Below are 12,427 nucleotides of genomic sequence, written 5' to 3'. Positions count from 1 at the left end.
ATTGCTGTACCAATTATTTTTACTGTAAACCCAATTATGACAAAAAATCCTGCCCCGATAGTTAAACCGGCTATCCTGATTTTATTACTGTTATTTTCATTTATACAAATTAACCTTTACGGTGCTGTAAAAGGGACCCGGATAGTTAACCTGCAGGTGGAATATACTGACCATCCTATTGGGATTGATGTTAAACTGCCCCGGTTTAGCTGGCAAATGCTGGCCCCTGAAGGATCGAGAGGCTATAACCAGGTTGCTTATCAGATCATCGTAAAAGATGCACAGGGAAAAGTGGTATGGAATAGCACCAGAATAAAAAGCGGAACAGCCTTAGCTGTGGTTTACGCAGGCTCGCCGCTTAAAGCCGCAACCCGCTATAGCTGGACGGTAACTGTTTGGGATCAGGCAGGCGGTGTTTCTTCCTCGGGCTCCTGGTTTGAAACGGGGCTCATGGACACGGGAATGTCGGCATGGGATGGCGCGCAATGGATAGGGGGAGGAGATAATGACCTGGTGCTTTATGCACATTACCTGCCGCTGTATAACCTGAAATATAAAGTGGCTATCGCTCCGGGGAGCTCCAGGGCAAGCCTGATTTTTGCCGCTAATGACCCACGGCTGATGAACAGTAACAGGAATATTTTTCAGCTTGCCAATAAAAAGAACCAATCTTATTTTAAAGTAGAGGTGGATATTTCAGGGCTGGATCAGGGAGGCAATGCACGGATCAACGTATACAGAGCAGGGTATTCGGAAAAAGATACATTGGATAAAGTATTTAAAAGCTTCCCAATAAAAACCGACCTGATTGGCAACGGTAATAAGAACAAACAACACTCCATATTGATCAATAATGAGCTTGGTACACTTACATTCACTGTTGATGATAATAAAACATTTTTAGCCGATGAGAAAGATGCAACTGCTATAGCCCAGCCTGTGCCTGCAAACCGCGACGCCGTGATAACACTTAATCCGCTTGGCCGCCGTGATGTAATCTCTTTTGGAATGCTTGGAGAGATAGGTTTTTCTGTAGATAAAGGTCAGAAAGCCGAATTTTCTGAGCTGACGGTTTCCAATTTCAGGTCGCCGCGCAACAATTTATTCAGCGAAAAGCCCGAAGAAAATAATTACAAAGGGATTTTTAAAGAAGCTGTTATTACTCCTTCATCCGGTTTAGTTATAAAAGATGGGAAATATGAGGTAGACGGCGGAAGTGCGGGCGCATTTATCCTTGCCGATCCCAGTCATAACGCTATGCCTATGCTGCGCTCGGTTTTTAATGCCGATAAAGGTATTTCGCAGGCAAGGCTTTATGTAACGGCAAGGGGGATTTATGAAATCTATCTTAACGGTAAACGGGTGGGTAACGATTATTACAACCCCGGCCTTACACAATATAACAAAACTCATCTTTATCAAACCTACGATGTAACCGGTATGGTAAGTAAAGGGAAAAACGCTATTGGTGCTATGCTCGGCGAAGGCTGGTGGAGCGGTTTGTTGAGCTACGGCTCGGTCTGGAACCATTTTGGCGACAGGCAATCCTTGTTAGCTAAGCTGGTTATTACTTATACTGATGGTTCGCAGGAGGTGATCAAAACCAATAACAAAAACTGGAAATATTTTAACGATGGTCCTGTTGTTTACAGCAGCCTGGATATGGGCGAGGTTGACGATGCCACAAAGGAAGTTGCAGTTAAAGACTGGAACACGGTAGCTTATGATGATCATAACTGGCAAAAGGCGCAGGAAGTATCTCTAAAAGGAACAACATATATGGGGGATGACGTTGACTATTTCGGGAAAAAGATCCCGCTGGATTTTGATCATATTTCGATGATCGGGCAGATCGGAACATCGGCAGGAATTTATAAAACCCTTACTGCTAAAGGAGTGAGGGAAGTTAGAAAAGGTGTTTATGTATATGACATGGGACAGAATTTTGTAGGTGTGCCCAAGATCAGCATCAAAAATGGTATCTCTGGAAAAAAACTGACCTTGCGTTATGCCGAAATCCTGTATCCAAACCTGAAGGAGTCTGGTAAAAATGTCGGTATGATTATGACCGAAAATTACCGCGCAGCGCTGAGTCAGGATCTTTATATCATGAAGGATGGCGATCAGGTGATCCAACCGCATTTTACATCGCATGGTTATCAATATATCGAAATTACCGGCATTGACAAGCCGCTGCCGTTAGAGGATGTACAGGGCCTGGTTATAAGTTCCGTAAAAAAACTCACTGCAAATTACACTACCTCTAATCCAAAGGTGAACAAACTATGGTCCAACCTAACGTGGTCAAACATCGATAACTTCCTTACTATACCAACCGATTGCCCGCAAAGGAATGAGCGGATGGGCTGGTCGGGCGATATCAGTATTTTTTCGCGTACTGCAACTTATGTATCCAATGCCGATCAGTTTCTGCGCAGGCATATGCTGGCCATGCGTGATTTGCAAACTGAGCAAGGGCGATTTACCGATATAGCACCAGTTGGCGGTGGCTTTGGTGGTGTGATCTGGGGGAGTGCAGGCATCACCGTGGCCTGGGAAACTTACCAGCAATATAATGATGTATCATTACTTGCCGAACATTATGATGCCATGTGCAGGTATATGGATTACATCGACTCAACTATTGATCCTAAAACCGGCTTCAGTACGGATGGTGTGCTGGGCGACTGGCTTGGACCACAATATATGCAGCTTGGTACTGCTTTCCCGGTTACAGCTTATCATGTTTATGATTTGGGCATTATGACAAAGGTGGCCGCTATTTTAGGAAAGAAAGATGATGCTGAGAAATTCAGGAAAAAATATGAAGAGCGAAAAGCCTTCTTCAACAAAACATTTGTTAACGCTGATAAAAAAGCCGTAGGTGTTGTTGGTGGTGGGATGTTTGGCGAGCCCGGCAAAAAAGAGTTTAAAGTTTCGGATACGCAAACGGCCTACGCAACAGGTTTGGCACTTGGCGTATTTAGCAACGAAAATATCAGTTATATGGCAAAGAACCTTGAGGCTGCCGTTGAACACGAGAATAAAGATGACCAGGGGATTGTCCGCCCTGCTTATTCTCTTATGACCGGATTTGTAGGTACGGGCGCGATCAGTAAAGCTCTTTCAGATAACGGGCACTCGGGCCTTGCTTATAAAATGTTGCAGAACGAGCATTATCCGTCATGGCTGTATGCTATTGACCAGGGCGCTACAACTATTTGGGAAAGGCTGAACGGATATACTGTAGAAAACGGCTTTGGCGGTAATAACAGCATGAACTCTTTTAACCACTATTCATTTGGTGCTGTTGGTCAATGGATGATTGCTTATTCTATCGGGATTCAGCGTGATGAACCTGGTTTTAAGAAATTTATTTTGCAGCCTGAGCCCGACCCCACCGGGGAGATGACCTGGGCTAAAGGATCTTATGATTCACCTTATGGACGGATAAACAGTAGCTGGTCCGTAAGCGGTAAAACATTGACCTATGATGCAACTGTTCCGGCGAATACCTCAGCTACATTGTTTCTTCCGGCAGTTACTGTTAAAGGCATAACTGAAGGTGGTAAGCCTGTGGCAGGGGCAAAGGGTATCAGCTTTATCGGGTTTGAAGGAAACAAAGCAATTTATCGCTTGATGCCGGGAGCTTACCGGTTTACATCAAGCTTATAAAGCTATGCCCGAAGCAATTTTGGAAGTATTGATCGCAATGATTATTAAGTTGGGGATCGATACTTCCAAAATCTATAATGAACCTTACTTGATCAGTGTAACAAGTGGTTTATCTTTTTCAACAATATAGGTAGCAAGCTCACTCGCTTTGGTGGTTCCTACATTTTTCACCGAATGCACGGTTCCGTAAGGGATAAATAAAACGTCGCCGGCTTTAAGCGTCACCGGTTGTTGGCCTGCTACCTGGTATTCCAGTAACCCACCAAGTACATAAATAATTTCTTCGCCGAAATGTGTATGCTGCGGGAATGACATTCCTTTTTCAACATCTACGCGTACCTGTACCATTTCACGGCCGGGAATACTAAGGTCATGTCGCTGTAACTCTGTGCGGCCTGCTACGGTTTGCTGAGCCAGGACAGATGATGGAAGTGTAAGTACTGCAAGAACTGCGATAATAATGGCGGTAGCCAGTTTGTTTTTGTTAGTTTTCATAGCTTTTGGTTTTAATTTTTAGTAAAACTACAGCCTCACCCATCCTTTAGCAATTGCCATATCAATGAACCGGACTAAATCATCGTTCATGCAGACATTCGCTATACCGAAATAGCCGTTTTTTGAACCCGGATTTTGTTGTGCAAGCCAGTTTTATGTACTGACAGGTTTTTAACAATGTTTCGACCAGGATAGATAATATTTTCGGGAATCGATGCTGTTCCTCAAAAGATGAGTGCGAAAGCAGGCATGCTGCGTAATGTTTAAACCAAAATAAAATAGCTATTGTTTTAAGTCCAAAGAACGAAGAGAATTTTAATTTACCGCAATTCTATCAATGCTTTTTAGCTTAAACAAAGCGGCATACGTCGTGAAAATATCAACCATTGTTGCTTTGCTTTAATGCTAATGTTAAAAGCAATGGTATATTGAATATTTGTCAGGTCGAACTGAAAAAAAGCATTTTTTGTGAAATTTTTTCAGTGATCTCAAGTGTTTACTCTACTGGCATTAGCTTTGAATTAAATGAACCGGTTTAATTAATATAAGTTTTAATCATTAATTTATTTAAGGAGGAAGACCTATGACATTGGTTAAATTTAATGCCGACAAAAAGAATAACAGTTCGTTATTACCGTCATTTAATGATGTTTTTGAATCAATCTTAAACGATTCTTTTTTCAATGACCGCTTGGTAGCGCGCGTTCCCGCAGCTAACATCAGCGAAACCGAGGATCATTATCATGTTGAACTGGCTGCGCCCGGCCTGAAAAAGAAGATTTCAAGATTAACCTTGATCGCAATGTGCTGCACATTTCGGTAGAACGACAAAACGAAAGCAGCGACGTTCAAAAAAATTACAGTAAACGTGAGTATAGTTACAGTTCATTTGTACGTTCGTTTACGTTGCCCGACAGCGCCAACGCCGAAAATATTGAGGCGTCTTATACAGACGGCGTCCTGAAGATCGATATTGCTAAACGCGAAGAAGCTAAGGCTATACGCAGGCAAATTGACATTAAATAAGTGGGATAGTTTTTTAAATGAGGCTCCTGTTAAAGCAGGAGCCTCTTAATTTATAGCTATGGAACTCGGGTTTTATATTTTGCTGAGCGTTAGAACACCGGCAGGATTTGATAGTTATGGACAGTATTTTTTAGGTAATGACCGAAATTTCGCCGACCTGCTTTTTGACAACTTTAAGGGTAGGGAACCTTTGAGCTCTGATTTACTGCATATCGACCTGATGGAAACGACGGATGAAATCCCGGTAAAAATCAAGTCGATATCCTGTACACTTGAGGAGCTAACCTGCACTATCAAATTGATTGTCCGGGGTATCTTCCGGCAGAAAAACCTCACAGAATTTAACGGATATGGACAGGCAACAATGGAGTGAAATGCTCATCGGCATGCTCACGATACTGGTGTTATTGACAGAATTGTTTTTATGTTTAACCAGCCCAGGTCACCGCTTGCCCGAAATGAATCAGAAATTATTGCTCACCGGCGCCTTGCTTTGGATATCGGGCATTCTTTTTCGTATAAACAAAACAGACAGCGATGACTGGGCGATATAACATTGACACGCTTGTTCTGCTCTTAACTTCGTGAAATCGTATTTTTTCCTGATTGGGTGCAGTCTTCGTACTCCAGGTTTCCACGGGGCGTTTTTGCAGCAAGTGGATTAAAAACGGTAACCCATACCTACGCCGATTATCCAGGGCCTGATTTTTACATCGGCCGGTATGTTTTTCAAAACCGGCGCAAGTTCGGGTTTGCCCGCAGGCGTTAAATTGGATGCATCAACCTTTACATCGGTAGAGAGAAATATTTTCTTCAGATCAATATTCAAGAATACTTTTTTACTGATATCGAAATCAGCACCCAACTGAGTTGCAAAAGCAAAACTGTTGTTGTAATCAATGCCGCCTACGGTTGAACCTTTATCGGCATTGTAAAAAATAGTGTAGTTAAGCCCCGCGCCGATATAGGGTTTAAAAAGGGTACCTGTGGGCAAATGGTATTGCAAAGTAAGCGTAGGCGGAAGCAACCATACTTTACCGAGATCAACATCGGCCGAAGAGCCGGCACCAATAGCACTCAGGTTGGATCCTTTTGTTTTTACCTGGTGCTTTGTTGTCGCCAGGATTAATTCTGCAGAAAAGTTTTTGGCAAAAAAGTAGGTAAAATCGAGCTCGGGAACAACAGTATTGGAAATGTTTATGTCTCCGCCGATAACGCCTATCGTCGCACTTTCCTGGGGGATAACCCCAATTGCCCTGAGGCGGATATCCCATTCATTTTTTTGCTGAGCGAAAGCGGTTATCCCGCTTAATAAAAATAAGATCAAAGTAGTAAAGAAAATCTTTTTCATAATGATTTGTATTAAATTATGGGGCAAATGTATCCCGCAGGTGATAGACTTTGCCTGACCGGAAACAGTTGTTCTCATGATACTCATCATTTCGCGTTTACCCGGTTTATCACTGGAATGGCGACCCGGAAGCGAGCATAATACCGATGCTGCCCGCAATAAAAAAGACCCGCCCAGGGAGCGGATCTTTTTAAAGTAACTTAGTTTGAGTAGGCGCTTAGGCACGGTATATTGCGTCAATGAGCAGTTTGGCCCGGCCTGCCGTAAAAGTTTTTGTTATTTGCAGATTAGGGTGTAGCTATTTCAAGTACAATCCGGCCATCTACCTTACCATTTTTCAGGTCGGCCAAAACTGTATTTATGTCCTCTAATTTTGCGGTATGTATGGTGGCTTTAACTTTTCCTTCCACGGCGAACTCGATGGCTTCCTGCAGATCTTTACGAGTACCTACAATTGATCCCCTGACGGTATAGCGGTTCAGTACGGTTTCAAATATGGGGAGGTCGAAACTACCGGGCGGTAATCCATTCAGCGCGATAGTCCCTTTTCTTCTTAACGCGGATATACCTTGTTTAAACGCGATGGGTGATACAGCGGTAACCAACACGCCGTGCATACCCCCTGTTTCTTTTTGTAAAAACGTGCCGGGGTCGGTAGTTTTGGCATTAACGATCAGCTCGGCGCCAAGGTTTTTAGCTAATTCCAGTTTTGTATCGTCTACATCAATAGCCGCAACATGCATGCCCATGGCTTTGGCATATTGTACAGCTAAGTGCCCAAGGCCACCTATGCCGGAAATAGCTACCCATTCTCCCGGTTTGGTTTCCGTTTCTTTAAGGCCTTTGTAAACGGTAACACCCGCGCAAATGATCGGTGCCATCGCGGTACAATCCGAGCCTGCCGGGAAATGCCCAACATAACGGGAATCGGCCACTACATATTCCGCATAACCGCCGTCAACGCTATAGCCGCCATTTCTCTGGTCGTTACATAAGGTTTCCCAACCGGTAATACAAAACTCGCAGCATCCGCAGGCGCTGTACAGCCAGGGTACACCTACAATATCACCTTCCTTCAGGCCTTTAACATCAGGACCAAGCGCTACTACATAACCAATAGCCTCATGGCCGGGGATCAGTGGCATTTTGGGTTTAACCGGCCAGTCGCCGTCTGCCGCGTGCAGGTCGGTATGGCAAACACCACTGGCTATTACTTTAACCAGTATTTCATGTTGGCCCGGCTCGCGAACCGGCATTTCTTCTATTTGCAAAGGCTGGCCAAATTCGTGCACTACGGCGGCTTTCATTTTTTTAGGTATCATATTTTCAATGGCTTATGACTAATGATTTTTTTATTAATGCAAAGCTTGCGGAATTTAGCGGCTTAAATAGTGATCAAAATCACCTGCTGTGGTGATATGGGGCATTCAACTGGGGAAACTGCACGGAGATCTAAAAAAATGGGAAAGATAACTACGCTATTTTCCTTCATAAATGACCCCGGATGTCGGCGTTTCTTTCAATTCAATTTTATTAAGCCCATCCAATTTGTCGGTTATGCTTTTCCAGATCCATATGGCCAGGTTTTCGGCCGTGGGGTTTTCCAAACCAGGGACTTCGTTCAGAATGGTATGGTCCAACTGGTCAACTATTGGTTTAACCGCGTTTTTGATCAGGGCGAAGTCAAGCACCCATCCTTCGGGGCTTGTTACCTCGCCTTCAAAATAAACTGTTAAATGGTAGGTATGGCCATGTATGTTCCTGCATTTGTGGTGCAGCGGAACGTTGGGTAAAAAATGTGCAGAATCAAAAGTGAAGCTTTTGTAAACGATCATATAATACGCTTTTTGCGATTTTTAGTTTGCGGGCAAAAGAAGCGCGGAAAGTATTTTAATAAAATGATCTGTATTTCTTTATTCGTTGATTGAAATCACTCGCGCATTGGTTAAAATATCTCTGGGTTATATTTACTATACCGGCAGTAATGATTTTTCGTGGTACTTGCCCGTGTCCGCAAGTTCATAATTCGGTACAAGTTTTTCACGCTGGTAAATAGTTTTTTCCTTATTAGTTTTTTGGGGTAGATGTTGTTTTATAGATGTTGACAATCAGATTGATAAATGACAATCGTCACTATTTTAACACCCGGTACGCTCCAACTTTACATTATCAATAACGATGTTATGAAAATATATGAAAGCGATGATATACCTGTTGTTTTTAGAACACACCTGCAAAAAATGATGATAATACAGGGGCTATTGTCGACGGGCACTTAAATATAACGACATATAACCTTAATAGCCTGTTTGAAAGCCAGCTCTATAATAGCGAACCACAACATAAAAAATATCAGCCATATCAATTAATCAATCCTTTAAACATGAAAACAATCTTAGTACCCACCGATTTTTCGGGACCTGCAAAAAACGCGGCAAGCTATGCTATAAACCTTGCGCAAAATATCAAAGCAGGTTTAATATTATGTCATGCCATCAAAATACCTTCAGAAACGCCCATGGCAGCGCAAGTAGCCTGGCCTTTAGAGGATTATACGTCGCTCAAAGCAGATGCAGATAAGGAATTGGAGCAACTTTCTGTAACCTTACAACAGGAAAGCCCTTACGCTAAAGCGGCGTCAGGCCATAATGTTATTACAACGTACTGCGACGTAGGCGAGGTAGTTGATGTAGTAACAGGCAAAATAGATGAAGAAAAAAGCGTAATGGTTGTTATGGGCATGTCGGGAGCAGGAGCTATGAGCAGATTTTTTTAGGCAGCAACACACAGGACATGATCGGCGATGCCGCCTTCCCGGTTTTACTTATACCATCGCAAGCAAAATATCACCCTGTAACAAAAATAGCTTTTGCTACCGATTTGAACAGCAGCGATATAGAAATGATCCATTCGGTGGCAAGCCTGGCACGCTATTTTAATGCAGAGCTATTGATAGCCCATGTAACCGACGAGAAGTACGAAACAGGAGATGAAAAACAGCAGGTTGAAGCTTTTTAAATGAAGTTACCTGTAAAGCCAACTATCCTAAAATTTATTACAGGCACATTAAAGGTACGGGTATAATGCGCGGGCTCGATTGGCTTAGCGAGCACGGAGTGATTGATATGCTGGTGATGGTGCACCGTAAAGTTAACCCGCTTGAGCGCCTGTTCGGCATCAGTTACACTAAAAAACTTTCGCATCATATTGAAATACCTCTGCTGGTGTTGCCGGAGGGGCTTCCACCGCTGCATTTCTAAAAACAGGGGATGGGAGTGAGCGTATAAGATCGGATAGCAACGTGTGTTACTCTTTGTTTTAAGCTGTGAAAAATGATACTCATCACTTTTCCATCCAACAGCCATCATTTTTCAAGTGGTGGATTACAGCCATTTTTGATCTTATAAATAGATCATCAATGGCTGTAAATATACTTACCCAAACTACCTGCTACCACTGCGGTAACGATTGTGATAAAGATCATTATGTATTGGATGACAAAGATTTTTGCTGCACGGGCTGTAAAGGTGTTTACAAGGTGCTATCCAATAGTGGGTTATGTAACTATTACAGCTATAATGAACATCCCGGCGCAACACGTACCCACGTGGAAAAGCGGTTCGAATACCTTGATGATCCTTCGATCATAGCAGACCTGGTTGATTTTACAGACGAAAACATTACCATATTAACGCTTTATATCCCTTATATCCATTGCAGCTCATGTATTTGGCTGCTTGAGCAGTTAAACAGGTTTAACCCTGCCATTTATTACAGCCGGATTGACTTTTTAAAGAAACAGGTAAACCTGCGCTTTAATAACAAGGAGATAAGTTTAAGACAGGTTGTGGAACTATTAGTTGATATCGGTTATGAGCCACTTATTAACCTCCAAGATGTTATTAAAAAACAACAAACCGGTGCTGGCGATAATCTTGTAAAAAAGATAGCGGTGGCCGGGTTTTGTTTCGGTAATGTGATGCTGCTCAGTTTTCCGGAGTACTTGGGATTATCGGAATATGAGCAAACTTTCAGGCATTTTTTTGGCTGGTTGAATGTGCTGTTTTCGCTGCCGGTTGTTTTTTACAGCGGGAGGGAATATTTCCAATCGGCCTATACAAACCTCCGTAATAAAATATTGAATATCGATTTTCCGCTGGCGCTGGGCATAGCCGTGCTTTTTTGCGTACGCTGATTGAGGTACTAACCCATGCGGGAGCCGGTTTTGCCGATACGCTTTGCGGGCTGGTGTTTTTTTACTGGTGGGTAAATTTGTTCAGCGAAAAACCTATTACCATATCTCTTTTGAGCGGGACTACCGCTCGTTTTTCCCTGTTGCCGTACAGGCTGTTGATAACGGTATTGAAAAGCCGCTGCCCTTATCAGCCCTGAAAGTAGGTCAGCGGATCCGCATTCGCAGTAATGAGATTATTCCGGCCGATGCGATATTACTAAATGGTGAAGCGCGGATTGATTTTAGCTTTGTTACCGGCGAATCGGCTCCTGTGACAAAGGTTTGGGGTGAAGTGGTTTATGCCGGTGGCCGGCAAATGGGCGAAGCTATTGAATTGGAGGTAATTAAACCAGTATCACAAAGCTACCTTACCCAATTGTGGAATAATGAAGCTTTTAGCCGTAGTCAGGACAACCGGATGCAAACCTTTAACCAAAAGGTAAGTAAGTATTTCAGCATTGTTTTACTGATGATTGCATTGGGTTCATTAGTTTTCTGGTTGCCGGTCGATGTTTACCGTGCTTTTTCGGCATTTACAGCGGTGTTGATTGTAGCATGCCCCTGTGCGCTGGCTTTAAGTACACCGTTCACTATGTCGGCGGCACTCAGTATTTTTGATCGTAATTTTTTCTACCTCAAAAACACCGCCGTTGTTGAACAACTGGCCCGTATTAATACAATCGTGTTAGATAAAACCGGCACCATTACTATTGGCGGCGAAAACGGTGTAAGCAACAATGCACAGCTAAGCAGTTACGAGGAACAGCTCATATACAGTATTTGTAGTAATTCGGCCCATCCCTTAAGCATTCAGATTTGCGATTACCTCCAGGGGGCGGATAAACTTCGGGTAAGTAATTACCGGGAAATAGCCGGAAAGGGGATTACTGCCTGGGTTGATGGGCATAATGTTCAAGTCGGCAGCCAGTCGTTTTTAACGGGAGGAGTAGATATCGCAAAATCAACTGAAGTACACCTGATGATTAACGGGCGATACGCCGGTTATTTCAGCTTTGCAAACAAGTATCGCGAAGGGCTTGAAGATATTGCGCGGCTGGCCGCGGATTATAAAATTTACCTGTTATCAGGCGATCAGGACCGGGAGCGGAAAAATTTACTGCCTTATTTTAAGGGGGAGGGATATATGCTGTTTAACCAATCCCCGCAGCAAAAGCTTGACTTTATAAAGGCTTTACAGCTGGCCGGTAAAAAGGTAATGATGATAGGTGATGGCTTGAATGATTCGGGTGCTTTAAAACAAAGTGATTTGGGGATAGCTATTACGGATAACGTTAACAATTTTTCGCCCGGCAGCGATGCTATTTTGGATGGGCGTTCGCTCAGGTTGCTGCCCGCATTTCTTAAATTCTCAAAGGATAGTATCACCATTATCCACATTTCGTTTTTTATATCGCTTTGCTATAACCTATTAGGATTAAGCTATGCAGTAAGCGGCAGGCTTTCACCGCTCATAGCGGCCATATTGATGCCTTTAAGTACTGCAACCATCATTTCGTTCACAAGCATAGCAACACACCTCGCCGCTAAAAAAAGAAAATTATCATGAACATTATTTATTTCCTGATCGGGTGCAGCGTATTGCTTGCACTTGTGTTTTTGGGCGCTTTTTTTGGGCGCAGCGTAAC

The 12,427-nt window shown here is 43.2% G+C and carries 15 protein-coding genes and 1 pseudogene; 12 read left to right on the top strand and 4 right to left on the bottom strand.

Going from position 1 to position 12,427, the window contains the following annotated elements:
* Positions 1–36 precede the first annotated feature (36 nt).
* Complete coding sequence (locus ACRQ5D_RS33370; protein WP_091170129.1) at positions 37–3,675, top strand: family 78 glycoside hydrolase catalytic domain; 3,639 nt, start codon at positions 37–39, stop codon at positions 3,673–3,675.
* Between the two features lie 84 nt (positions 3,676–3,759).
* Here the strand turns inward: ACRQ5D_RS33370 and ACRQ5D_RS33365 are convergent, their stop codons facing one another.
* A complete protein-coding gene (locus tag ACRQ5D_RS33365; protein WP_091170126.1) occupies positions 3,760–4,170 on the bottom strand; it encodes a cupin domain-containing protein in 411 nt (136 codons plus the stop codon).
* Between the two features lie 583 nt (positions 4,171–4,753).
* Between ACRQ5D_RS33365 and ACRQ5D_RS33360 the strand changes: the two genes are divergently transcribed.
* From ACRQ5D_RS33360 to ACRQ5D_RS33345, 4 genes are read left to right on the top strand one after another with little or no spacing between them, the layout of a single operon-like run.
* Positions 4,754–4,993 (top strand): hypothetical protein, encoded by a 240-nt coding sequence (locus ACRQ5D_RS33360; protein ID WP_432327937.1) that lies wholly within the window; start codon positions 4,754–4,756, stop codon positions 4,991–4,993.
* Positions 4,975–5,196, top strand: a complete 222-nt coding sequence (locus ACRQ5D_RS33355; RefSeq protein WP_431198877.1) for an Hsp20/alpha crystallin family protein — start codon at positions 4,975–4,977, stop codon at positions 5,194–5,196. Before ACRQ5D_RS33360 ends, ACRQ5D_RS33355 begins: the two co-directional genes overlap by 19 nt.
* A 58-nt stretch (positions 5,197–5,254) precedes the next feature.
* Positions 5,255–5,569, top strand: a complete 315-nt coding sequence (locus ACRQ5D_RS33350) for a hypothetical protein (protein WP_091170121.1) — start codon at positions 5,255–5,257, stop codon at positions 5,567–5,569.
* Positions 5,547–5,750 (top strand): hypothetical protein, encoded by a 204-nt coding sequence (locus tag ACRQ5D_RS33345; protein ID WP_143020799.1) that lies wholly within the window; start codon positions 5,547–5,549, stop codon positions 5,748–5,750. Before ACRQ5D_RS33350 ends, ACRQ5D_RS33345 begins: the two co-directional genes overlap by 23 nt.
* 107 nt (positions 5,751–5,857) lie before the next feature.
* Here the strand turns inward: ACRQ5D_RS33345 and ACRQ5D_RS33340 are convergent, their stop codons facing one another.
* Positions 5,858–6,547: an OmpW/AlkL family protein gene (locus ACRQ5D_RS33340; RefSeq protein WP_091170115.1), complete on the bottom strand. Its 690-nt coding sequence runs from the start codon at positions 6,545–6,547 to the stop codon at positions 5,858–5,860.
* Positions 6,548–6,623: 76 nt separating this feature from the next.
* Between ACRQ5D_RS33340 and ACRQ5D_RS33335 the strand changes: the two genes are divergently transcribed.
* Complete coding sequence (locus tag ACRQ5D_RS33335; protein ID WP_256337470.1) at positions 6,624–6,746, top strand: hypothetical protein; 123 nt, start codon at positions 6,624–6,626, stop codon at positions 6,744–6,746.
* 88 nt (positions 6,747–6,834) lie between these two features.
* Here the strand turns inward: ACRQ5D_RS33335 and adhP are convergent, their stop codons facing one another.
* Positions 6,835–7,869, bottom strand: a complete 1,035-nt coding sequence (gene adhP / locus ACRQ5D_RS33330) for an alcohol dehydrogenase AdhP (RefSeq protein WP_091170112.1) — start codon at positions 7,867–7,869, stop codon at positions 6,835–6,837.
* A 156-nt stretch (positions 7,870–8,025) separates the two neighbouring features.
* Positions 8,026–8,382 carry a 6-carboxytetrahydropterin synthase QueD gene (gene queD / locus ACRQ5D_RS33325; RefSeq protein WP_091170109.1) on the bottom strand — a complete coding sequence of 119 codons (357 nt, stop codon included), beginning with the start codon at positions 8,380–8,382 and terminating at the stop codon, positions 8,026–8,028.
* A 548-nt stretch (positions 8,383–8,930) separates the two neighbouring features.
* Here queD and ACRQ5D_RS33320 point away from each other — a divergent pair.
* The 6 genes and pseudogenes from ACRQ5D_RS33320 to ACRQ5D_RS33295 form a co-directional block, all read left to right on the top strand.
* Positions 8,931–9,323, top strand: coding sequence for a universal stress protein (locus ACRQ5D_RS33320; RefSeq protein WP_431198876.1), 393 nt, complete (start codon positions 8,931–8,933; stop codon positions 9,321–9,323).
* Between the two features lie 17 nt (positions 9,324–9,340).
* Entirely contained in the window at positions 9,341–9,565 is a 225-nt protein-coding gene (locus ACRQ5D_RS33315; RefSeq protein ID WP_432327933.1) for a hypothetical protein, read from the top strand.
* Positions 9,566–9,630: 65 nt separating this feature from the next.
* Positions 9,631–9,807, top strand: a complete 177-nt coding sequence (locus tag ACRQ5D_RS33310) for a hypothetical protein (RefSeq protein ID WP_432327931.1) — start codon at positions 9,631–9,633, stop codon at positions 9,805–9,807.
* Between the two features lie 158 nt (positions 9,808–9,965).
* The gene (locus tag ACRQ5D_RS33305) at positions 9,966–10,742 is read left to right on the top strand and encodes a heavy metal translocating P-type ATPase metal-binding domain-containing protein (RefSeq protein WP_431198874.1); all 777 of its coding nucleotides are present in this window, start codon (positions 9,966–9,968) and stop codon (positions 10,740–10,742) included.
* Between the two features lie 67 nt (positions 10,743–10,809).
* Complete coding sequence (locus ACRQ5D_RS33300; protein ID WP_432327930.1) at positions 10,810–12,348, top strand: heavy metal translocating P-type ATPase; 1,539 nt, start codon at positions 10,810–10,812, stop codon at positions 12,346–12,348.
* Positions 12,345–12,418: pseudogene (locus ACRQ5D_RS33295) on the top strand (cbb3-type cytochrome oxidase assembly protein); the annotation flags it as partial. The gene ACRQ5D_RS33300 and the pseudogene ACRQ5D_RS33295, both read left to right, overlap by 4 nt.
* Positions 12,419–12,427 lie beyond the last annotated feature (9 nt).

Origin of the sequence: Mucilaginibacter sp. P25, from assembly GCF_050859465.1 — a bacterium.
GTDB lineage: Bacteria > Bacteroidota > Bacteroidia > Sphingobacteriales > Sphingobacteriaceae > Mucilaginibacter > Mucilaginibacter gossypii.
Note: the sequence above shows the minus strand (reverse complement) of the source record. Positions and strands in the feature narration are given on the sequence as shown.

Bases quoted from the DNA above. Each gene is read 5' to 3' on its own strand.
- ACRQ5D_RS33370 (WP_091170129.1), top strand. From the start codon at position 37: ATGACAAAAAATCCTGCCCCGATAGTTAAACCGGCTATCCTGATTTTA.
- ACRQ5D_RS33365 (WP_091170126.1), bottom strand. From the start codon at position 4,170: ATGAAAACTAACAAAAACAAACTGGCTACCGCCATTATTATCGCAGTT.
- ACRQ5D_RS33360 (WP_432327937.1), top strand. From the start codon at position 4,754: ATGACATTGGTTAAATTTAATGCCGACAAAAAGAATAACAGTTCGTTA.
- ACRQ5D_RS33350 (WP_091170121.1), top strand. From the start codon at position 5,255: ATGGAACTCGGGTTTTATATTTTGCTGAGCGTTAGAACACCGGCAGGA.
- ACRQ5D_RS33345 (WP_143020799.1), top strand. From the start codon at position 5,547: ATGGACAGGCAACAATGGAGTGAAATGCTCATCGGCATGCTCACGATA.
- ACRQ5D_RS33340 (WP_091170115.1), bottom strand. From the start codon at position 6,547: ATGAAAAAGATTTTCTTTACTACTTTGATCTTATTTTTATTAAGCGGG.
- ACRQ5D_RS33335 (WP_256337470.1), top strand. From the start codon at position 6,624: ATGATACTCATCATTTCGCGTTTACCCGGTTTATCACTGGAATGGCGA.
- adhP (WP_091170112.1), bottom strand. From the start codon at position 7,869: ATGATACCTAAAAAAATGAAAGCCGCCGTAGTGCACGAATTTGGCCAG.
- queD (WP_091170109.1), bottom strand. From the start codon at position 8,382: ATGATCGTTTACAAAAGCTTCACTTTTGATTCTGCACATTTTTTACCC.
- ACRQ5D_RS33320 (WP_431198876.1), top strand. From the start codon at position 8,931: ATGAAAACAATCTTAGTACCCACCGATTTTTCGGGACCTGCAAAAAAC.
- ACRQ5D_RS33315 (WP_432327933.1), top strand. From the start codon at position 9,341: ATGATCGGCGATGCCGCCTTCCCGGTTTTACTTATACCATCGCAAGCA.
- ACRQ5D_RS33310 (WP_432327931.1), top strand. From the start codon at position 9,631: ATGCGCGGGCTCGATTGGCTTAGCGAGCACGGAGTGATTGATATGCTG.
- ACRQ5D_RS33305 (WP_431198874.1), top strand. From the start codon at position 9,966: ATGGCTGTAAATATACTTACCCAAACTACCTGCTACCACTGCGGTAAC.